The sequence below is a fragment of the Rhodococcus koreensis genome (assembly GCF_900105905.1).
GTDB classification, from domain to species: domain Bacteria; phylum Actinomycetota; class Actinomycetes; order Mycobacteriales; family Mycobacteriaceae; genus Rhodococcus_F; species Rhodococcus_F koreensis.
The window spans coordinates 2710471-2735501 of record NZ_FNSV01000005.1; the positions used below are offsets into that span (position 1 = coordinate 2710471).

The 25031-nt window shown below is 69.6% G+C and carries 1 protein-coding gene; it reads right to left on the reverse strand.

Annotated features, from left to right (window positions below; genetic code table 11):
- On the reverse strand, positions 1-24954 hold the full coding sequence (locus BLV94_RS17260) for a non-ribosomal peptide synthetase (protein ID WP_072937457.1): 24954 nt from the start codon (positions 24952-24954) through the stop codon (positions 1-3).
- Positions 24955-25031: the final 77 nt, after the last annotated feature.

A 25031-nucleotide genomic window follows, 5' to 3' on the forward strand; every position in this document is an offset into this window, starting at 1 on the left:
TCACGGTCCGGAGTGGCCCCCCGATCCCCGCAGCCTTCGGCCGATCACGGCAATTGGTCCACGCCCGACCATGTCTGCGTGCGCAGCATCGATGCGGTGTTCGGTGATGTCACCGCCGAAGTGTCGCCGCCAGTCCGGAACGAGTTCCGGATGATGATCGAGATCATATGCGGCCGTGAAGAACACGGCGTCGCCGTCGAATTGCCGGGGTTGATGGGTCGACGCGATCTGTTCGAGACGGATGAGGAGTTCGCCCAGCGACTGCACCCGATCGGCCGACACCGCGGCTCCGAGCTCTGCCGGAAGGTTCAGCTCGGGCCCGTTGCCGCCGACGTTCACGAGTGCGGCGCGGTGTTCTGGCAGCAGGGTGTCGAGCATCGCGAGGGTGGCCACTTCGTGGCCCGCTTCGTGTAGTTGCACGGCGATTTCCTGTGCCACGGTGCCGCCCAGCGACCAGCCGAGCAGGTGGTACGGACCGGCCGGCTGCACCGCGCGGATGGCGTCGATGTGGCGAGTGGCCAGTTCGGCAATGGACGAGGGCAGGTTCGTGTCACCGGTTGCCTGTACTCCGTACAACACACGCCCGGGGAGATGCTCCGCGAGGCCGGTGTAGCACCACGCGATTCCCGCCGCGGGGTGGATGCAGAACAGTGGCGGTCCGTCGCCCTGTCCTCCGAGGCGCACCACAGCGGCCAACGGATCTTCGGACGAATCGCTGCCGGATTCGATGCGCTTGGCGAGTCGCGCGGCGGTGGGGTCGGTAAAGAGCCATTGGAGGGGCACGTCCTCGCCCAGCCTCGCGCGCAGTTCGTCGGCCGCCGCCACCGCGCCCATGGAGGTACCGCCCAGCGCGAAGAAATCTTGATCCGCGCCGATGGAATCCACTCCGATGACATCGGCCATTACCTCGGCGACCACCGTCTCCAGATATCCTGACGGCGGTGTCATTCTTGGTGTGTCTGGATCGAATTCGGGCTCGGGAAGCGCGGATCGGTCGACTTTGCCCGACGGTAGTACAGGCAGGCTGTCCAGCACGACAACGGCGGACGGCACCAGATGCCGGGGCAGGACCGCGCGGGCGAATTCGCGCACATTGTGGGGGTTCAGCGTGGAGTCCCGCTCCATCACCACGTAGGAGGCGAGGACACGCTGACCACCAGGAGCCACGACCGGTGTGGTGATCACGAACCGGACGTCGGGGTGTTGGGCCATGGCAACGTCCACCTCGGCAGGTTCGACGCGGATGCCGTGCAGCTGCACCTGAGCGTCATTACGTCCCAGATAGTCCAGGGCACCGTGTGTATTGCGGCGCACGAGGTCTCCGGTGCGGTACATCCGGTCCCCAGGTTTCCCGTACGGGTTCGGGACGAACTGCGTTGCAGTGAGACCACCCCGCCCGAGGTAACCACGGGCGACGCTGGTTCCGGACAGGTAGAGCTCGCCTGTCACGCCGTCGGGCACAGGGTGCAGCCGCCGGTCGAGCACGAGGGCGGCGGCAGCGTCGATCACGTCCCCGATGTCGACGCCGTCCTCGACGTCGGCCGGGGCAAGCGGTCCGGCGACCGACGCCAGGATGGTGAATTCCGTGGGACCGTACGCATTGAAGAGCCGATGATGCGACGCCCAGGTCGCCGCCAACGCGGCAGGTAGGCGTTCGCCGACCGACACCACGGTCCGGGGCCCTTCGTCGCCCAGGCTGCCGGCATCGAGAGTGGCCAGCACGGTGGGTGTCGCGACGAGATGAGTGATGCGCTCCCGGCGCACCACCTCGGCCAGCTGATCGCCGGCATAACTGAAGTCGGGTGCAATCACCAGGCTGCCCCCGGACGACAGCGCGTAGAGCATTTCGAACAGTGAGGCGTCGAAGGTCGGGGAGGCCAGCTGGAGAACCCGCACGTCGCGGTCGATGTCGAGCACTGGCGCTTGTGCGGCAACCACATTCACCAGGCCGCGGTGCGGTACCACAACGCCCTTCGGCGTTCCGGTGGTGCCGGATGTGTAGATCACGTACGCGGCACCCTCCACCTGTGAGTACTTGTTAACCGCGGGCGGTTGACAAGTACTCACGGGCGAAAGCCACGGGACGCTGGATGGGAGCTCGGCGACGCGCTCGGACACGGTCAGCCCGACCACGGCACCGGAGTCGGCGAGCATCCATTCCAGACGCTCGGTGGGATGTGCCGGGTCCAGCGACAGCCAGACCGCGCCCGCTTTCGCCACCGCCCACACGGCGGCCACCCAGTGTCGGCCGCGACCGGTCGCGACCGCGACCACGTCCTCGGGTCCGACGCCACGGTCCGAGAGCGCCCGGGCCCACCGCTCCGCCACGTCGTCCAGTTCTTCGTAGGTCCACTGCACTCCGTCGTCTTCGACGGCGACGGCGTGCGGGGTGGCCCGGACCTGTGTCTCGAAGATCTCGGCGACAGTCTTCGGCTGATAGTTCCGTGCGGGGCCGCTGACGAGGGCCGCACGTTCGCCCGCCTCGAGGATGTCGATGTCGCCGACGACCTCGGACGGATCGGTCAGGGCTGCGTCGAGGATTCGATCGAAGCGCTGTGCCAACGCCTGGGCGGTGGAGTCGCCGAACAGATCCGTGGCGTACAACAGCCGCAGTGTCAGCTCCCCTGCCGATTCCGTGAAATCCCACACCAGGTCGAATTCAGCGGTGGCAGTGCCGGATCCGGCGGACTCGATCCCGGTTCCGGGCAGACCGACCGGCTGCGGCGCTGTGTGCTGGTACGCGAGCATCACCTGGAACAGCGGGTTGTACGAGGTGGAGCGGCGGGGGGCCACGCGCGCGACCACGTCGTCGAACGGCACGTCGGCGTGGGCGAACGCGTCGAGGTCAACCGTCCGCACCTGCTCGAGGAGCGCGGCAAAGCTTGTAGCGGAGTTCACTTCGGTGCGCAGGGCGACGGTGCCGACGAACATCCCCACCAGGGCGTCGAGTGCGGGGTCGGGTCGTCCGGCAACGGCGGTCCCTGTGACGACGTCGGGGTGCCCACCTTCGCGCGACAGCAGAACGGCGAGCGCCGCGTGCAGCACCATGAACACCGTGACGCCCTGGCTGCGGGCGACGTCGGACAACCGTTGACGCACTTCGGCGTCCAGGGTCCGCTCGATGGTGGCTCCTTGGTGGCTCGGTTGGGCGGGCCGCGGACGGTCCGTGGGCAACGCGATCGGGCCGTCGATGCCGTCGAGCACCTGGGTCCAGTAGTCGAGCTGAGTACGGGCGACGCTGCCGGGGCCCGCGGGGTCGCCGAGCACCTCGCGCAGCCACACGCTGTAATCCGCGTAATCGACGGGAAGCGGCGCCCATCGTGGTTCGTGACCTCCGCGGCGAGCGGTGTAAGCAGTTTCGAGATCGGTAGCCAACCGGTCCATGGAGCCGCCGTCCAGCGCGATGTGGTGCACGACGGCGGCGAGCACGTGGTCACCGTCGGCTTCGGCCCACAGTTGCACGCGTAGGGGGGTATCCGACTCCAGGAGGAAGGGTCGGCGCACGAATTCCGCGACCTCGGCGGACACGTCGGCGCCGTGGACGGGACGCAGGTCGATGTCCACGGGAACGATCGTCTGGTGGGGGCCGGCCTCGTCCATGGGAAAGACTGTGCGCAGCACGGCATGCCGCTGCACGACGTCGGCGAGTGCGTACCGCAGAGCGCCCAGGTCGATGTCGCGGCCGAGACGATGGACGAATACGAGATGGTGCATCGAGGCGCTCGGATCGACGCGGTGAAGCAGCCACAACCGTTGCTGGGCCGGCGACAGCGGAATCCGGGCGTCCGGGTCCCGCCGCACCAGTGGAATGCGGGTCGCGGCCGTGTGCCGCTGGCCGAGCCACACGGCCATCCCGTCGGCGGTGGGATGCTCGAACAGCGCTCTGACGGGTACGTCCACGCCGAACGCCGCCGACAGTCGCCCCGTCACCGCGGTGGCGGACAGGGAGTCGCCGCCGATGTCGAAGAAGTTGCTGTGGGCACCGACGCTCGCACCTCCGAGCACTTCGGCGAACACCCCTGACACCAGTTCCCCGGCCGCGGTCCGCGGTGGGACCGCGGGGCCGGTGTCGATGTCGCTCGCTTCGAGCACCTGCAGGTCGAGTTTGCCGTTGGCGGTGAGCGGCAGGCTGTCGCGCACCTCGATGCGCTGCGGAACGAGATGCGACGGGAGTTGCCGGATCAACTCCGCGCGGAGCGATTCGGCAGCCATGCCCGTGCCCGTGACAAAGGCGACCAGCCGACCGTGGTGCAGCAGCACCACCGCCTGGGTGAGACCGGGCAGCGCCAGCAGTGCGGCTTCCACCTCGGCGGGCTCGATGCGCATGCCGCGCACCTTCACCTGACGGTCGGCGCGACCGACGTACGACAGTGTGCCGTCGGCGCGACGGTGCACCATGTCGCCGGTGCGGTAACGGCGGATTCCGGATTGTCCGGCAACGAAGTTCGCGGCTGTCAGCTCCGGGTCCGCGACGTAGCCGAGAGCCAGTCCCAGTCCCTCCAAATACAGTTCGCCGACGCCCCCGAGTGGTACCGGACGCAGCCGGTCGTCCAGGACCGTCGCCGTCGTACCGGGGACGGGTGTGCCGATGGTGACATCTGCGCCCACCTCGGCGAGGGTGGCGACCACCGTCGACTCGGTGGGCCCGTAGGCGTTGAGCATCAGCCGCCCCTCGCTCCAGGCCGCGGCCTGCACGGGGCCCAAGGCCTCGCCGCCCACGGCCACCACCTGGAGGGCGTCCAGTTCTCGCGGTTCGAGGGTCGCCAGGACGGAGGGTGTGGAGAGGTAATGCGTCACGTTCTGAGCGGTGAGCAGCTGCTGCAGTTCGGCGCCGCCGTAGACGTCGGGGGGTGCGACCACGAGGCAGGCGCCTGACCGGAAGGCCAGCAGCATCTCGAGCAGTGCCGCGTCGAAGGTGGGGTTGTAGCCGTGCAGTACCCGCGCCTCGGGGTGTACTCGGTACCGGCGGACGGCCTCGTCGGCGAGGGCGCCCAGTCCGCGGTGCGTGACGGCCACGCCCTTCGCGGCGCCCGTCGATCCGGACGTGTAGATGACGTACGCCACCGACGGTTGCGCCGACTGCTGTGCCTGCACCACCATCGCTTCCCGGCGTTCGGCGGGATGGGTCGGGTCGAGCGGCAGGAAGGTGGCCCCGGTCCGGGTGACGGCCCAGAGTTCGACCACGAAGTCGATCGAGCGCGGCATGCAGATTTGCACGACCGTCCCGGGTCCGGCGCCCTCGGCACGAAGTTGACCGGCCCGCAGTTCCGACGCCGCGGCCAGTTCGCGGTAGGACAGTGTCCGGGTGCCGTCGGTGAGAGCCGGACGGTCGGGGTGCGCGGCAGCGGTGGACAGGAGGATGTCGGTGAGGGTGCGGGGGTCGTCGGCGGGCCCACCGGTGAGCGGTGGTGCCGGAGTCAGCGCGATCTCCCCCACCAGCACCTGCGGATCGAGTGTGACAGCTTCCAGCACCTGCCCCAGAAGGACCGCCAATGAGGCTGCGGAACCGCGATCGAACAGGTCGGCGGCGTAGGCGACGGCCCCGTCCATACCGCCGGGTTCCTCGTCGTCCCAGTGTTCGCGAACTGTCACGTGGAGGTCGAATTTCGCTGTGCGGGTGTCGACTTCCCGAACTTCTACGCGAAGGCCGGCCACGTCGACGGCAGGAAGGTCGAGGTTCTCCACTGCCAGCGCGACCTGTGGTGTGCGTCCCCCGAGCAGGTCGGCGATCGATTCGAAGGGCACGTCGGCGTGCTCGAACGCATCCACGTCGAAATCGCGCACCTGGGCCAGCAGTCCTGTGAACGGCATATCCGGCTGGACCTGTGCCCGCAGCGCGAGGGTGTTGACGAACATTCCGACCAGTGGGTCGAGGATGCGGTCGCCGCGGCCGGCGACCACGGTGGCAACGGTGACGTCGTGCTGCGCACCGAGCCGCGACAGCAGCACCGACAGCGCGGCGTGCAGCACCATGAACGGCGTGGCGCGGTGGTCGTGAGCCAACCGGTGCACCGCTCGATGGACCGCGCCGGAGGTCCGGAAGGTCACCACCCCGGCGGCGCCACCCGAAGCGTCGATGCCCCGACGCCGATCCGGGAGGAGTGCGGCACCCGACTCGGCACCGTCGAGCGCGCGTCGCCAGTGCTCGATGCCGCGCGCCGAGTACTCGCTGCGCAGCAGTTCCTGCTCCCAGAGGGCGTAGTCGGCGAAGTGCAGAGGCAGCGGCGCCCAGTCGGGTGCCTCTCCGGCGCGACGAGCGTCGTAGGCGGTGAGCACGTCGGTCATCAGAGGGGTGAGCGACCACCCGTCGGCGGCGATGTGGTGGAGCACCACGGCCAACACGTGCGAATCGGGGCCGATCTGCAGCAACCGGACCCGCAGGGGCATTTCGCAGGTGAGGTCGAAACCTTCGGACGCGAACGCGGCCACCACGGATTCCACCGACTCCGGGGGTGTGTCCCGCGGCGTGAGGTCCAATTCGGGGGCTGAGAGGATCTGCTGGTGGGGTGACTCCCCTGCCGCTGCGGGGTACTGGGTTCGCAGCACTTCGTGCCGGGACACGACGTCCGCAAGCGCCGCCGACAATGCGGGCACGTCGAGTGGCCCGTCCAGGCGCAGTGTCGCGGGCTGGTTGTAGGCTGCGGACGACGGGTCGCGACGGTTGAGCACCCACATCCGGTACTGGCTGCGCGACAATGGAATTCGATCCGGACGAGGCCGTGAGATGAGCGCGGGGCGCAGATCCGGTTCGGGGACGACGTCGTCGAGGACGCTGGCCAGTTCCGCAATCGTCGGGTGCGCGAAGAGGCTGCGCAACGACACCGGGTGGCCCATCACCTCCGAAAGCCGGGCCGTCAGCTGCGTAGCCAGCAGCGAGTTGCCACCCGCATCGAAGAAGTGCGCTCCGCGACCGGCCTCGGGAAGTTCGAGGACTTCGGCGAAGACCGCGGCCACGGCACGTTCGGTCTCCGTGGCGGGCGGTTCGTGCTCACCCGCACCGAGTTCGGGCGTGGGCAGGGAACGCAGATCGAGCTTGCCGTTGATCGTCCGCGGCGGCGAATCGAGTACCACGACGGCCGTCGGTACCAGGTACGACGGCAGCAGTTCGGCCAGGCGACGCCGTAGTCCGTCCGCGTCGAAGCCTGGGTGCTGCGGCAACACATAGGAGATGAGCGAGTCGGAGCCGGTGGGTGTGGGGCGCACGATCGTGGCCGCGAAGTCGACGTCGGCGACGCGGGCGATGGCGGCGTCGATCTCACTCGGTTCGACGCGGACGCCTCGGATCTTGACCTGGTTGTCGTTGCGGCCCAGGTACTCCAGCTCGTCACCGCTGCGCCAGCGCACCAGGTCGCCGGTGCGGTACAAGCGTGTGCCGCCCGGGCCGGCGACGAAGCGTTCCGCCGTCAACCCGGGTTGTCCGGCGTAGCCCCGGGCCAGCGCGCCGCCCGACAGGTACAGCTCACCGGGCACGCCTACCGGCACCGCGCGTAGCCGCTCGTCGAGCACGAGCGCGGCGACGCCCGGGATGGGTGTACCGATGGTCACCGGCGTTCCGGACGACAGCGGACGGGTCGCGATGGTGTACATCGTCGACTCGGCGGGGCCATATCCGTTGATCAGCCGGCGACCGGGCGCCCAACGGTCGACCAGTTCGGCTCCGAGTCGCTCTCCGCCCACCATCAGTACGTCCAGGTCGGGCAGCGCGATGTCGCCGACGGTCGCGAGAACGGTGGGGGTGACACAGGCGTGGGTGATCCGTTCGCGGCGAAGCAGCTCACCCAGTGCGGGACCAGCGAACTCGGTGTCGGAGGCAATCACGAGTGTGGCCCCGGACGCACCTGCGATCAGTACCTCGAGCAGGGTCATGTCGAACCCGGCGGCGGCGCGGTGCAGCACCCGCGATCCCGGTGCGGCGCCGAAGCGCGACGCGACGTCCGCGTCGAGCGCGCCCAGGCCGGAGTCTGTCACCACCACGGCTTTGGGTGTGCCCGTGGTGCCGGACGTGAACACCACGTACGCCGTGTCCGTCGCCCGCGGCAGGCTGTCGGCGATGCCCTTCATCACGGCCACCCTGGCTTCGGGCAGAGCCGGGTCTACCAGGACGGGCGCTGCGCCTGCTTTCGCGATCGCCCACAACCTCACCACCGACTCGGCCGAACGAGGCGCCGACCAGACGACGCACTCGCCCGGCCGCACACCCGATTCGCGCAGTTCGCGGGCGACGACGTCGGAGCGGGCGTCGAGTTCCCGGTACGTCAGTTGGGTGCCGGAGTCGCGGACTGCCACGGCATCCGGCGCCACGTGAGCGCCGCGAGTGATCATGGCCCGCAAGGTCAGCGCGCCCGGTGTGCGGGGCCCGGTAGCGGGGACCAGGACGGAACGCTCGCGCGCGCTCAGCAGGTCCACATCGCCCACGAAGATGTCGGGGTCGGCGGTGACCGCCTCGAGGAACCGCACCAACTGCGCTGCGAACTCGACCACGGTGGCGTGGTCGTAGAGCTCCGCGTTGTAGCCGAAGTGCAGTGTCATCGGCTCGCCGGGGCCGGGCTCGGCGACGGTGAGCTGCAGATCGAAGTTCGCGTGCTCGACGTCGGGGATCACGGGGGTCACGGTCAACCCGGGCAGGGAGAGGTGTCCGGGCCGGTGTCGCTGCATCGAGAGTGCCACCTGGAACAGCGGGTGGTGCGACGCCGATCGCGGCGGGTTGAGCAGCTCCACCAACGTCTCGAACGGCATGTCGGCGTGGGTGTAGGCCGCGATGTCACGTTCGTGTACGTGGGCGAGCAGTTCGACGAAGGTGGCGGTCGGGTCGACGGTTGCCCGCAAAACCAGGGTGCTGGCGAACATGCCGACGACGTCGTCGAGTTGCGGGTCGGTGCGGCCTGCGACGGCGGTGCCGATGGGGACGTCCGGGCCGCCGGTGTACCGGGAGAGCAGCGCCGCGAGTGCGGCGTGCAACACCATGAACGTCGTGGCCCGGTGGGTGCGCGCCAAGGCGGTCAGCGACTCGTGCAGCGCGGTGTCCACCACCACCGCGTGGGCGGCTCCCTCCCCCGACGGGACGGCGGGGCGGGGACGGTCGGGCGGGAGCGTCACCTGTTCGGGCAGCCCTGCCAGGGCACCACACCAGTAGTTCGACAGTGCGTTCTCGGTGTTCTCGCTGTCTTCGGCCAGCATCCGACGCTGCCAGATGCTGAAGTCGCTGTATTGCACGGGCAGCGAGGACCATTCGGGGCCGACGCCACTCAGCCGGGCCCGATACGCCACCAGGGTATCCCTGATCAGCGGGGTCAGCGACCATGCGTCGGCGGCGATGTGGTGGACCACCAGGGTGAGTACGTGGGTGGTTGCGGCGGTCCGGTAGAGGCGCGCGCGCAGCGGCGGCTCGGCGGCCACGTCGAAACCGTCACCGGTGAGGGCCCGGACGTGGGCGTCGACGGCGTCGGCGGGAATGGCGATCGCAGTGAGGTCCAGCGGGATCTCGTCGGCCTCGAGCACCACCTGCTGCACACCGTCAGAGGTCCGCGGGTACACGGTGCGCAGGGTGCGGTGGCGTTGCACGACGTCGCGCGCCGCGGCGGCTAATGCGTCCACGTCGAGGTCGCCGTCGAGTCGGACGATGAGCGGAATGTTGTATCCGGCTGCGCCCGTGTCGAACTGGTTGAGAATCCACATCCGTTCCTGCGCCGGCGAGAGCGGAAGCTGCTCACCGGCGGTGACTGGCACCAACGGCGGCCGGCGGCGGCCGTTCCCGGCCCGCTCCTCCACCCGCGTCGCCAGTTCGGCGACGGTGGGTACCTCGAAGAGGTCGCGGACCGTCACGTCCGTGTCGAAGACGGCGCTGAGCCGGGCGGCCACCCGGGTGGCGATCAACGAATTGCCGCCCAGGTCGAAGAAACTCTGCCGGGCGCCGACCTCGATGCCGCCGAGAAGCTCGGCGAACACACCTGCGACCACTTCCTCGATCGGCCCGTGGGGTGCGTGGGAGTCCACGGCGAGGACGGTCGGTTCGGGCAGGGCGTGACGGTCCAATTTCCCGTTGGGGGTCAGCGGGAAGGTCGGGACGGGCACCACCACGCCCGGCACCAGGTACTCGGGCAACACCGACCGCAGGTAGCCGAGGAGTGTGCGCGGGTCCGCTGTGCTCACCACGTAGGCCACCAGTTGGTCGCCGACGGCACTGCCGCGCAGCATCACCGCGGCGTGCTCGACGTCGGGACGCCGCAGAAGTGTCGCCTCGATCTCTCCCGGCTCGATGCGGTAGCCGCGCACCGCCACCTGGGTGTCGGCGCGGCCCAGGTGGTCGAGTTCACCGTTCGTGCGGTATCGGGCGAGATCGCCCGTCCGGTACATGCGCGTGCCGGGGGTGAAGGGGTCGGCGACGAACCGTTCCGCGGTGAGCGTGGGCCGACCCACGTAACCGCGCGCGACCTGTGCGCCGGAGACGTACAGGTCGCCGACCGTCCCCGGAGGCACGGGACGCAGCGACGCATCCAGGACGTACGTCCGCAGTCCCGGCAGCGCCCTGCCCACGGACCGGTGCTCGTCTCCCGACTGCAGGTCGTGACGGGTGACGTGCACCGTGGTTTCGGTGATGCCGAACATGTTGACCGCGCGCACGTTCGGGTGGTGGCCGACCCATGACGCCACGAGGGTGTGGTCGAGTGCCTCACCGCCGAAGATCAGTAGCCGCAGCGAGGAGCTGTCGAGGTGCTCGACGAGTTGCCCGAAGGCGGACGGCGTCTGGTTGAGGACGGTGACGCCTTCGCGTACCAGCAGATCGGCGAATTCACGGGGCGAGCGGGCGAGGTAGCGGTCGACCAGCACGAGCCGTCCACCGGTGGTGAGGGCGCCCCACATCTCCCAGACCGAGAAGTCGAAGGCGTGTGAGTGGAACATCGTCCACACGTCGCCCGGGCCGAAGTCGAAGTCCTCGCGCGTGTTGGCGAGCAGCGACAGCACGTTGGCGTGGGTGACCAGCACGCCCTTCGGCTGCCCGGTGGAGCCCGACGTGTAGATCACGTACGCCGCTCCCCCATGTGAGCGGCGAGGCGCACCCGAGGACACATTGCCACTCACGTGCGGCATCTCTGAGATCACGACCGCCGGGGCAGCGTCGTCGAGTAGGTATCGGATGCGTTCGGCGGGGTAGTCGACGTCGATGGGCAGGTATGCGGCGCCGGCGCGGACCACCGCGACCATCGCCACCACCAGATCGACCGAGCGCGGCAGGACGAGGGCCACCAGGTCTTCGGCTCCCACGCCGGACGCCCGCAGGCTCTCGGCCATCTCCGCGGAGCGGTGATCCAGGTGGCCGTAGGTCAACGTGGTGTCACCGAACGTGATCGCCACCGCGTCGGGATCCTCGGCGGCACGGTGCTCGAACAGTTCCGCCAACGATGACGCTTCCGGTAGTGCACCGTCGATACCCGAAACACTCGCGTCGCGTTCGGACTCGCTGAGCACGTCGATCGACCCCACCGGCATCTGCACATCGGTGGTCACCGCCCGCAGTACCCGCAGCAGACGCTCCGCCCACCGCTCGACCGTCTCGGAATCGAACAGCTCTGCCGGATAGACGAATACGCAGTCGAGCCCGACCGGTTCGCCATCTTCGCCGCGCTGTTCGCGTACCGACACTTCGAGGTCGAAGCGGCTGGTGCCGGTGCCCAGTTCGCGGCCGCGTACATCCAGCCCCGACATCGTGACGGCCGGGACGGACTCGAAGTTGTCGTACGCCAGCATCACCTGGAACAGCGGGTGATGCCCGACGGAGCGGGTGGGCGCGACCGCATCAACGACCAGGTCGAACGGCACCTCGGAATGGGCGAACGCCGCCAGGTCCGTTTCCCGAACGGCGGCGAGTAGGGCGTCGAATCCGGCGCGTGGGTCGATCCTGCTGCGGAGGGCCACGGTGCCGACGAACATGCCGACCACATCGTCCAGCGCCGGGTCGGTGCGCCCCGACGTGGGTGTTCCGATGGCGAGGTCGTCGGCACCGGTGATCTTGGACAGCAGGACGGCGAGTGCGGCGTGCAGCACCATGAAGGGCGTCGCGTTCTGCTGCCGAGCCACTGTTTCCAGGCGTCGGTGCAACTCCGCGGGCACGGCGAACGGAACCTGTCGGGCGGTCAGCCGATCGGTGCCGGGTCGTGGCCGGTCGGTGGGCAGCGGCAGCAGGGTGGGCAGTCCGGCGAGTGCGGATGTCCAGTAGTCGAGTTCGCGTCGCATACGACTGTCGGGGTCAGCGGCGTCACCGAGGACGCGGCGCTGCCACCGGGCGTAATCGGTGTAGGCGACGGGAAGTGGCGCCCAGTCGGGGACGCGGCCGGACGTCCTCGCGTGATAGGCGACGACCACGTCCCGGATCAGCGGCCCGAACGACAGGCCGTCGACGGCGATGTGGTGCAGCACCACTGCAAGGGTGTGGCGGTGCGGCGCGACCTCGAACAGAGCGGCGCGCAGTGGTGGCTCGGTGGTGAGGTCGAACCCGCGGGCGGCGAATGCGGTCTCGTCCTCGGTGGGCGTGAGGTCGACGGTTGCGGGCACGACCGTCTGCACGGGTCCGGTCTCGGTGTCGGGGAAGACGGTGCGCAGCACGACGTGCCGGGTTACCACGTCGTGCAGGGCGGCAGACAGTGCAGCGACGTCCAGGTCGCCGTCGATATCGACGGCGAACGGCACGTTGTAGGCGGGAGACTGAGGGTCGACCCGGTTGAGCAACCACAGCCGTTGCTGCGCGTAGGCGAGCGGCGCCGGTCGGTCGGCATGCTCGGCGACGAGCGGTGGACGCTGGTCACCGCCCTCCTCGATCAGGGCGGCCAGCGCGGCGACGGTGGGGCGGTCGAACAGGTCGCGCACACCGATGCGCAGACCGGACACCGCTGACAGGTGCGAGACGACCCGGGTCGCGGACAGCGAATTTCCGCCCAGGGAAAAGAAATCCGCGTCGGCTCCGATGTCGGGGATCCCGAGGACGGCTGCCACTGCGTCCGCCACCGTCTGCTCGACGGGGGTCTGCGGGGGCCGGGTCGCCGCCGGAAGGTCGGGTGCGGGCAGTGCGTCACGGTTCACCTTGCCGTTGACCGTGAGCGGCACGGCGTCGAGCACGGTCACAGTGGCGGGCACCATGTAGTGCGGCAGTCGTTCCGCCACGTACGCCCGCAATGCTGCGGGGTCGAGCTCGACGGTGCCGTGGACGTACGCGGCGAGGACGTCGTCGTGCAGCACGGTGACGGCGGTGTCGACGCCGGGCGCCGACCACAGTGCCGCGTCGATCTCACCGAGTTCCACGCGGAATCCGCGGATCTTGAGTTGGCTGTCGGCGCGGCCGACGAACTCGAGGGTGTGGTCCGCGGTCCAGCGCACCAGGTCGCCGGACCGATACATACGACCGTATCCGTGCGGGTTCGCGACGAATCGTTGCGACGTCAGGGCGGGTGCACCGAGGTAGCCGCGGGCCAGCGCCGGACCCGACAGGTACAGCTCACCGATCACACCCACCGGCACCGGCCGAAGACGGGCGTCGAGCACCACCGCGGACGCACCGCGGATCGGACGGCCGATGGTGATCGGGTCGCCGGGCCGCAGCTCGGTGCTGCCGGTGGCCCACACGGTGTGTTCGGTGGGGCCGTACAGGTCCACGACGGTCCGGTGCCCGGAGGCCCAGCGCTCCAGCACGTCCGGTGGGCACGCCTCCCCCACCACGGCCAGGAACTCGAGTGAGTCCAACCCTGCCGGGTCCATCAGCGCGGGCACCGAGGGGGTGGTGGTCCAGTGGGTGACGCGTTCGCGGAGCAGCAGGGCCTTCAACTCGTCGCCGCCCACCACGCCGGGTGGGGCGATCACGAGGGTGGCGCCGCCGATGGCGGCCACCAGAATTTCGTGGATGGCGCCGTCGAAGCTGGGGGCCGCGAAGTGCAGGACGCGGGAGTCGGGCCCCACTCGGTAGCGGGCACGGACCTCGGCGGCGTGGTTCGCGAAGCCGCGGTGGGTCACCACGACACCCTTGGGCACACCTGTCGAACCGGATGTGAAGACCACGTACGCGGGGTGATTCGCCGACAGCGGCCGGACGCGCTCGCCGTCGCTGATGGGTGTCGAATCCTCCTGCCGGTCGCTCGCATCGATCCACACGATGCCGTCGGGCACGTGCTCGGTGTCGCGCGCGATCGCGACGCGCACCCCAGCGGCGGCGAGAACCCCGGCGGTGCGTTCGGCGGGATGGTCCAGGTCGATCGGCAGCGACGCGGCACCGGTCCGGGCGACGGCCCACACCGCGGCCACCGAGTCGACCGACCGCGGCAGCAGCAGTGCGACCGCGTCCTCGGGTCCGATACCCCGACGGATCAGATTGCGCGCCAGCCGGTTCGCTCGCTCGTCCAGCTGACGATAGGTCAGTTCGTCGTCACCGCACCGCACCGCGACATCGTGGGAGTTGCCGCGCAGAAGCTCGGGAAGCGTGACCGGTGAGAGTGCCACCTCTCCGCGCGCGGGGACCAGGTCGGCGGCCTCGGACGGCTCGAGCACGTCGAGATCGCCGACCGCCACCGACGGGTCCGCCACCGCCGCCTGCAGCAACCGCTGCAGCAGTCTCGACCACCGGCCGATCGTGGCACGGTCGAACAGTTCTGTGGGATAGGCGATCACGCCGTCGAGTCCGGCTGCGGTGCCGTCCTCGGCGCGGCGTTCCCGAATCTCGATCTCCAGGTCGTAGCGGCTGACGCTGCTCGGGGTGTCGCGACTGCGTACGGTGACGTCGTCGAATCGGATCTCCGGTTCGGTGAAGTTCTGGTAGGCGAGCATCACCTGGAACAGCGGGTGATGCGTGATGGAGCGAGTCGGCGCGACGGCGTCGACCACTCGGTCGAACGGCTGCTCGCTGTGCGCGAAGGCCGCCAGATCCGCGACGCGGGTGGAGGAGACGAGGTCGGCGAACGAGACGCTCGGGTCCACCCGGGTGCGCAGAACGATGGTGCCGACGAACATGCCCACCAGATCGTCCAGGACGGGATCTCCGCGACCGGACACCGGCGTGCCGACGGCGATGTCGTCGACTCCGGTGAGGACGGCCAGGGTGGCGGCCAGCGCGCTGTGCACGACCATGAACGGGGTGGCGCTGCACCGTCTGGCCAGTTCCTCCACGGCACGGTGGGTACTCGCGTCCACCGTGAACGGGACGCGATCCGGGGTGGTGGCCGCCGCCGGACGCGGCCGATCGGTGGGTAGCTGCAGCCGTTCCGGCAGACCGTCGAGGGCGGTCTTCCAGAATGCGAGGTCGCGGCCGGCACCCTCCTCCACAATGTCGCGGTGCCAGCGGGCGTAGTCGCCGTACCGGACGGGCAGGGCGTCCCAGCCGGGAGCATGGCCGTCCCGGCGCGCGCGGTACGCCGCCATAAGGTCGCGGGCGAGCGGGGCGGCCGACAGTCCGTCGAAGACGATGTGATGGGCGGCGACGGCCACGGTGTAACCGTGGGTTCCGCGGTCGAAGAGCCGGACCCGAACCGGCGTATCCCGGGTGAGATCGAACCCCTCGGTTGTCAGTGCGGTGATCGCCTCGTCGAGTTTGTGCTCGTCGACCGGAACCGGGGTCAGATCGAGTGCCATGTCGGAGACCAGTTGCACCGCTCCGGTCTCGGTCTCCCGGAACACGGTGCGCAGCGGTTCGTGGCGGTCCACCACGTCCCGCACGGCCGCAGCCAGTGCGTCCACGTCGACGGCGCCGCTCAGATCCATCGCGAACGGCACCACGTAGTCGGTGGAGCCGGGGTTCATCCGGTCGAGCAGCCACAACCGGTCCTGCGCCGGCGCGAGAGGCGCTTGGGGCCCGTGCGCCTTTTTGGTAGTCAGAGCAGCCGAAAAGGCGCACGGGCTGCGGAGCAGCCGGGATGTCAACGCCGCCACGGTGGGGGCCTCGAAGATGTCGCGCACACCCACCGGCCGGTCGAGTGCATGCCCGACCCGCGACGCCAGGGTGGTGGCGGTCAGCGAACTGGCGCCGACTGCGAAGAAGTCGGTCTCGGCATCGATGGACTGTAGGCCGAGCACGTCGGCGATCACCCGGGCCACGACCTCTTCGGTGGCACCGCGCGGCTTCCGTGACCGACCCACGGTCGACCCGGGCTCGGGCAGGGCGGCGCGATCCACCTTGCCGTTAGCGGTCAGCGGCATCGCGTCGAGCACCGTCACCGAACCGGGCACCATGTAGTGGGGCAGCGCGCCGGCCGTGAATGCCTGCACTTCAGTCGGTTCCACCGATCCGGTCACGTACGACGCCAGCGTGGTGCCGTGCACGAGCGTCACCGCGCTCTCGACGCCGGGTGCCGCCCGCAGTGCGGCGTCCACCTCGCCCAGTTCCACCCGGAACCCGCGGACCTTCACCTGGTTGTCGGCGCGCCCCACGATCACCAGTTCGTGCGAGGGCGTCCACCGGGCCAGGTCGCCGGAACGGTACATCCGCGTGCCGTCGCCGGACGGGTAGGCGATGAACCGCTCCGCCGTCAGCCCCGACCTGCCGTGGTAGCCGCGGCCGAGGCTCTCCCCCGCCAGGTACACCTCACCGGTGACCCCGACCGGAACCGGACGCAGCCGCGAATCCAGCACCAGCACTTCGGTTCCCTCGATGGGGCCGCCGATGGTCAGCGGACCGCCCGGCGTGAGGGGGTTACTCATGAAATTGACGATGGTGGTTTCGGTCGGCCCGTACCCGTTGACGACGATGCGACCGGGCGCCCATCGCTGAGCGAGTTCCCACGGCAGTTCTTCGCCGGCCAGGTCGATCACCTGTAGGTCCGGTACCGACGACGGCTCCAGTGACGCCAGCACACTCGGTGTCACCATCACGTGGGTGACACGTTCGCGGCGTAGCACGTCGGCCAGTTCGTCGCCGGTGAGCACCCCGGGCGGCACGATCACCAGGGTGGCGCCGGCGGTGAACGCCAGCAGCATCTCGTTGATGGAGAGGTCGAACGACGGCGACGCGATGTGCGCCACCCGTGCCTCCGAATCGAGCAGTCCCAGTTTTGCATTGGCATCGGCGAGCGGCGCGAGCCCGCGGTGGGTGACGACGACGCCCTTGGGAGTGCCGGTGGAGCCGGACGTGTAGAGCACGTACGCCGGATGGTCGACCCGCAGCGGACGGACGCGGTCACCGTCGGTCACGGCGGCCGCGTCACCCGGGCCGTCGGCGACGTCGATCCATACGACACCCTCGGGCACGTACGACGCGTCGGCGGCCAGTGCCACCGTGGTACCGGAGTCGTGGAGCATGAATGCAATCCGGTCGGCCGGATATCCCGGGTCCACCGGGAGGAATGCGGCGCCGCTGCGCGTGACGGCCCACACGGCGACGATCGACTCGACAGACCGCGGCAGCATCAGGGCCACCAAATCCTCGGGTCCGATCCCGCGCGCGATCAGTCGCCGGGCCAATCTGTTGGCCCGGGCATCCAGCTCGCCATAGGTGACGTCGACGCCGGCGCACCGCACCGCTACCGCGTCGTGGCTGCCGTCGAGGAGTTCGGGCAGAGTCGCGGCCGGAACGGCGACCGGACCGACGCGCGGCGCCAGTGCGGCGTGCTCGTCCGGATCGAGCAAGTCCAGGTTCCCGACCGTGACCGACGGATCCGATGTGGCGGCGAGGAGTATGCGCTGCAGCAACGCCATCCACCGGTCGATGGTCTCGGTGTCGAACAGTTCACGCGGGAAGTTCACGTCCGCGTGCAGCCCGTCCGGGCTGCCGTCGTTCGCGCGTTGCTCGCGTACCGTCAGGTCCAGGTCGAACGGCCTGGCGTGGGTCTGGACGTCCCGGACCCGGGCTGCCAGACCGGGCAGTGCCACCTCGGCTGCACCGAAGTTCTCGTACGCCAGCATCACCTGGAACAGTGGGTGCTCGAGCTGACCGGATTCCGTACCCTGCTGTCGCACGACCTGTTCGAAGGGCACGTCGGCGTGCGCGAACGCCCCGAGGTCTGCTGCTCGCACCGTCTCCAGGAGTTCCCCGAAGCTCGCGGCGGGCTCGATCCGGGTGCGCAGCGCCAGGGTGCCGACGAACATGCCGACCAGATCGTCGAGTGCCGGATCCGCGCGACCACCCGACGAAGTGCCGACGGCGATGTCGTCGGTGCCGGCCAGGGCACGCAGCAGCACCGCGAGGGCTGCGTGCAGCACCATGAACGGGGTCACGTCGTGCTCGCGCGCCAACCGGACCAGCGCACGGTGCTGTTCGGCGTCCACAGCGAACGTTGCGTGTCCCAGCGTCAGCGCACCGGCTGGCCGCGGTCGGTCCAACGGCAACGGCAACACCGCCGGAAGTCCGTCCAATGTCTCTGCCCAATACGCCAGTTGGCGGGCGGCGAGACTCTCGGGGTATTCCGTGTCTCCGAGAACCTCTCGCTGCCACAGCACGTAGCTCGCGTACTCCACGGGCAGTGGCGCCCAGTCGGGTTCCTGCCCGGCGGTGCGCGCGGAGTAGGCGACGGCGAGGTCGCGAAGCAGCGGCCGCAGCGACAGTCCGTCGACGGCGATGTGGTGCAGCAGGATGGCAACGGTGTTCCGGTCGGGGGCATGCTGCGACAGCGTCACCCGTATCGGGACGTCACGGGTCAGGTCGATTCCGCCGGTGGCGGCGTCGTCCAGAACGAAGTCCGCCTCGTCGAGCACCACCTGCTCGTCCAGCGAGGGGAACACCGTGCGCAGCATCCGATGCCGGTGCAGCACATCCCGGACAGCGGCCCGCAGCGCGTCCGCATCCAGGGTGCCGTCGAGGTCCACCTCGAATCCCAAGGCGTACGGGTCGGTGGCGGGGTCGCGCTGGTTGACCAGCCACAGTCCCTGCTGCTGCGCCGACAGCGGCACCGGTCCCGACGTCTCGTGTGGGACGAGCGCAGGGCGGTCGGCGGCCCCCGTCACGTGGGCGGCCAGCTCGGCCACGGTGGGGTGGTCGAAGATGTCGCGCACCGAGACCCGGCGTCCCAGCACCGATCCCACTCGGGCGGCGAGGCGCGTTGCTCCCAGCGAGTTTCCGCCGAGGTCGAAGAAATTGTTGTCGAGACCGATGCCCGCGGTCCCGATTTCGGTCGCGAAGGCGGCGGCCACCAGTTCCTGCGACGCGGTACGCGCTTCCCGGCTCGACGCCGCCGTCCGGATCACGGGATCGGGCAACGCCGCCCGGTCCACCTTCCCTCCCCGCGTCAAGGGCAGGTGATCGAGGACGGTCACTGATGCGGGAATCAGGTGCCGGGGCAGGTGCTGCGACGCGAAGGCCGTCACCGCGTCGGTGTCCACGTCAGTTCCGTGGACGTAGGAGTGCAGGGTGCCGTCGCGCGCGATCGTGACCGCCGTGTCGACTCCGGGAGCCGCCCCCAGCAGCACATCGATTTCGCCGAGTTCCACCCGGAAGCCACGGATCTTGACCTGATCGTCTGCGCGTCCGGCGAATTCGAGGTGGCGCGAGGCGGTCCAGCGGACGAGGTCGCCGGTGCGGTACATGCGACCGTCGCCGTGCGGGTTGGCGACAAAGCGTTCCGCCGTCCACCCGGGTCTGCCGACGTATCCGCGGGCGAGGCCCGGCCCGGCCAGATACAGCTCCCCCACCGTGCCGACGGGAACCGGACGCAACGCTGTGTCGAGCACCAGCACCGACATGCCGTCGATCGGACTGCCGATGGTCACCGGGTCATCCGCGGACAGTGGTCCGGTGCCGGTGGCCCAGATGGTGGCCTCGGTGGGCCCGTACAGGTTGAGCAGGGTGCGGCCGGGCGCCCACCGCGACACCAGTTCCGGTGGGCACACATCCCCGGCCACCGCGACGACGCGCAGATGGTCGAGACCGTCGGGCTTGGTGAGAGCGAGGACGGCGGGGGTGGTGGTCCAGTGGGTGATGCGCTCCCGCTGCAGGAGTTCCGTCAGTTCGTCACCGCCGTAGACGTCGGTGGGCGCGAGGACCAGAGTCGCACCGCACGCCGACAGCAGTTCGTGGACGGAAGCGTCGACGCTCGGCGACGCGAACGCCAGTACTCGCGAGCCGCTGTCCACGGTGTAGGACTTCCGGAGGGCCGCAGCGTGACTCGACAGCCCGCGATGGGTGACGACGACGCCCTTGGGAGTTCCGGTCGACCCGGAGGTGTAGATGATGTACGCGGGATCGTCCACCCGCAGCGGGCGCACCCGGTGGGCGTCGGTGACCGGGGACGGATTGTCGCCGAGGTGCTGCATGTCGCGGTCGGTGAGTACCGCCCGCGCCCCGGAGTCGGCGAGTATGTGCGCCACACGCGATTCGGGGTACGTCGGATCGATGGGCACGAACGCCGCACCGGTGCGGGCAACCGCCCACAGCGCGGTCACCCACTCGACGGACCGCGGCAGCAGCACGGCCACCACGTCGCCGGGGCCGAGGCCGCGCTCGATCAGGTGGTGTGCCAGCCTGTTGGCCCGATCGTCGAGTTCCGCGGGGGTGAGCTCGACGGAACCGCTCACGACTGTGATGCCGGTGCCGCCCAGCAGCGCGGGCAGGGTGACGGCCGGTGCGGCAGCGGGTCCGTGTTGCGGGACCAGTGCGGCCCGGTCGTCGGGGTCGAGCAGGTCCACCGTGCGCACCGGGGTGTCGGGGCGCGCCACCATGGTCCGCAGCACCCGGTCGAGCAGTCGAGTCCAGCGGTGCACGGTGGTGTCGTCGAACAGTGCGCGGGAGTAGGTGGCCGTACCGAGCAGCCCGGCGGCAGATCCGTCCGGTGAATGCCGTTCGGCTAGGGCCAGTTCCAGATCGAAGCGTGCGACCGGGGCGGGGACGGCGTACGGGCGCACGGTGAGACCGGGCAGGTTCAGTTCGGGTTCGGCGGCGGTGTTCTCGAATGCCAGCGCGACCTGGAACAGCGGATGATGCGGCGCCGACACCCCGCCCGTCACGGCGTCGACCACCTGGTCGAACGGTGTCTCGGAATGCGCGAAGGCGTCCAGGTCGGTGCGGCGAACGACCGACAGCACGTCGGCAAACGTCTGGTCCGCGGATACCCGGGTGCGGAGCACGACGTTGCTCACGAACATGCCGACCAGCGCGTCGAGCGAGGGATGGGTGCGTCCCGATACCGCTGTCCCGGTGGCGATGTCGTCGGTGCCCGCCAGCGCGCTCAGTGTGACGGCCAGTGCGGCGTGCACCACCATGAACGGCGTCGAATCATGTGTCCGCGCGAGTTCTTCCACCGACCGGTGCAGGTCGGCGTCGAACGCCAGCGGTACCGCCCCTGCGGGGTGCAGCCCTGACGCAAGGCGCGGGCGGTCGGTGGGCAGCGGCAGCAACTCGGGCGCAGCGTCGAGTTGGGTGGTCCAGTAGTCGAGGTCGTCGGGGGCGGCGGCGTCCACGATGTCGCGGTGCCATCGGGCGTAGTCGGTGTACTGCACGTCGAGCCCGGGCCAGCTCGGCGCGGCGCCGGAGCGACGTGCCTCGTAGGCGGTGATCACGTCGCGGGTGAGCGGCGCGAACGACAAACCGTCCATCGCGATGTGATGCGCGATCACGACGAGGGCGTGGCGGGTGGGGGCGAGCCGGTAGAGGCGGATGCGCACCGGCGTCTCGGTGGTGACGTCGAAGCCGCGGCCCGCCAGTTCTGTCACGGCGGCATCGAGTGCGTCGGGCTCGAGCCCAACGGGTGTCAGGTCCACGGCGACCGGGGTGACCACCTGCACGGGACCGGTGTCGGTGTCGGGGTATACGGTGCGCAGCACCGTGTGCCGGTCGAGGACGTCGCGCACCGCCGCAGCCACACTCGACGCATCCAGCTCACCGTCGAGTTCGACGACGAACGGCACGTTGTAGGCGGGCGATTCGGGCGCGGCCTGCGCCAGGAGCCACAGTCGCTGCTGCGCCGGTGCGAGTGGCGTCGCGCCCCCGGCCGCGTCAAAACGGCGCAGCGGCGGTGTTGTCGCACGCGAACGCGAAGCGCCCATTCTGGCGGCCAGCAGCGCAACGGTGGGCGCCTCGAAGAGGTCGCGCACCCCGACCGTGTATTCCCGGGCAGAGAGCCGCGCGGCGACCTGTGTGGCGGACAGCGAGTTTCCGCCCAGCGCGAAGAAGTCGGCGTGGGCTCCGACGGAGTGGAGTCCGAGAACGTCGGCGATCACCGCGGCCAGGAGTTCTTCGACCTCGCCCTGCGGCGCGCGGGACGGCGACACGACGGGTTCGGGGAGGTGTGCGCGGTCGATCTTGCCGCTGGGGGTGAGCGGCATCTGCTCGAGCACGGTCACCGAGGCCGGCACCATGTGGTGTGGCAGCCGGGCGGCGGCGAAGTCGAGCACTGTCGCCGGGTCGGCCGGGCCGCTGACGTACGACACGACTATGGCCGAGGACTTTCCGGCACCGTGTACCACGGTGACGGCGTGGTCGACACCGGGCGCGGCGGTGAGCACGGCGTCGATTTCGCCGAGTTCCACCCGGAAGCCGCGGATCTTCACCTGGGTGTCGGTGCGGCCGACGAACTCGAGCTGGTGGTCGGGGGTCCACCGCACCCGGTCACCGGTGCGGTACATCCGCGACCCGGCGCCGTGCGGGTAGGCGACGAATCGCTCGGCTGTCAGCCGGGTGCGCCGGTGGTATCCCCGGGCGAGGCTCTCCCCCGCCAGATACAGCTCACCGACCACCCCGACGGGGACCGGACGGAGTCGGGCATCGAGCACAAGCGCTTCGGTGCCCGGCACGGGACGGCCGATCGTGACCGGCTCCCCCGGTACCAGCGGTGGGCTGAACAGGGTGGTGACGGTGGCCTCGGTGGGTCCGTAGCCGTTGACCATCAGGCGACCGGGAACCCACGCTTCAACCAGCGCGCCGGTCAGCGCCTCGCCGCCCACGTCGAGGACGCGGAGTTCGGGTAGGTCCGACGGCACCAGGCTGGCCACAACCGCGGGGGTGAGTATGGCGTGCGTCACATGCTCCGTGCGCAGTAGCTCCGTCAGCATCTCGCCGCCGAAGACCTCGGGCGGCACGATCACCAACGTGGCTCCGGCGGTGAACGCAAGCAGCAGCTCGTCCAGGGAGATGTCGAATGACGGGGAGGCGAAGTGTGCGACGCGGGCGGAGTTGTCGACGTCGTAGATTCCGTCGCGCGCGTGGGTCAGGCCGGTCAGGCCGCGGTGCGTCACCGTCACCCCCTTGGGCGTTCCGGTGGAGCCGGACGTGTAGAGCACGTACGCGGGGTGGTCGAGGCGCAGCGGGCGGACACGATCCGCCTCGGCAACGGGTGACGGGTCGCCGGGCCGGTCTGCCACCTCCATCCAGTGCGTTCCGGCGGGCACCACCGAGGCGTCTGCGGCCAAGGCCACCGTGGCCTCGGAGTCGGCGAGCATAAACGCGATCCGCTCGGCCGGGTAGCCGGGGTCGACGGGCAGGTAGGCCGCGCCCGCACGGGCGACGGCCCACAGCGCCACCACCGATTCGGGTGAGCGCGGCAGCATTACGGCCACCACGTCTTCGGGTCCAATTCCGCGCTCGATCAGCCGATGGGCGAGACGGTTCGACCACGCGTCCAGCTGTTCGTAGGTGAGGTCGACGCCCGCGTACCGCAGTGCGATTGCGTTTAGATCGCGCAGTCCGGCGTCAAGCAGTTCGGGCAGCGTCGCCGGCGGGACGGCGGGCGGGCCGGCGCAGGGCACCAGCGCCCGCTCTGTCTCGTCGAGAATCGGCAATGCCCCGACCGGGGTGTCGTCCTCGGCGCGGACGAACGTCTCGAGGAAGTTCAGGAACCGGCGGTACTGAGTGCGCAGCTCGGCTTCTTCGTAGAGCGTGGGGTTGGCCTCGAAGTCGATGCGGGTGCCCCGCCCAGTTACCGATGGGTAAAGATTGAGCGCGAGGTCATCCACCGGTCCGCTGGTGAGTGGATGGAAGACGCCGACGACGTCTCCGAGCACGATCTCCTGGTGGTAGATCATCAGGTTCACGGTGGGGCCGAAACCGCCCAGCCGCGCACCACCGTCGGGGAGCTCGCGCCGCATGTCTTCGTAGCGGTAGCGCTGGTGCCGCAGCGCCCCGGTGAGTTCGAGTTGCACCCGTCGGACGAGTTCCGCGCTGGTCACAGCGGCGTCCACGTGCACGCGCAGCGGGACGATGTTCGACACCATGCCGGCCGAGCGCCGTGTGGCCGCGGTGGTGCGGGCCGACACGGGCAGGCTGAGCACGATGTCGGTGGTGCCGGTCATCCGTGCGAGGTAGGCGGCGAACGCGGCGACGACGACGGGGACGTCGGACGAATTCCAGCGTCGGGCAACGTCGCCGATGCGCTCGGACACGCCGCCGTCGATGGTGCCGCCGAGGAGGAATGCGGGTGAGACGGGCGGGGCTTCGCGGTCGGTGAGACGGGCGGGGTCGGGTAGGCCGGCGATGCGCTCGGCCCAATAGTTTCCGTCCGTCTCGAACCGGCTCGTGGATCGGTACGCGTCTTCGGCGTCGTACAACTCGCGCAGGCTCAACGCCTTGGACGGCGGCGGCTCGGTGCCGTTCACGAGGTGGCTGTAGATCTCGGCCACACGGTTGGTGAGCACCATGCCGCCGTGGCCGTCGATGACGATGTGGTGGACGCGGGAGAACCAGAAGTAGTGATCTTCGCCGACGTGCAGCAGAGTGGCCACGATCAGCCGGTCTTTCAGCACGTCCAGCGGACGGCTGCACTCCGCCGTCATCCAGCGGTGGGCCTCGGCAGTTGCATTCCCGACGCCGCGTAGATCGCGGTAAGAGATCGCATCATCGATCTCGACATCCACCACCTGCAGAACCTCGTCGCCCTTGTCGACGAGGCTGACACAGGCCGACTGAAGCTCGCGGCAAGCACGATCGGTGGCGTCCACCAGGGACCCCACATCGACGTGTCCCCGAATCTCCACATACTGGGCGACGTTGAGGGGAACGCTCGGGTCGAGTTGCTGGGCGAACCAGATTCCCTGTTGTGCCCTGGACAGAGGGAACTCACTCACAGTGGTTGTCCCCCGTCCATGTTTCCCGATCCGAGCAGAAATCGGGCCTGCACGCCACTTCGTTACTGTGAAATGAC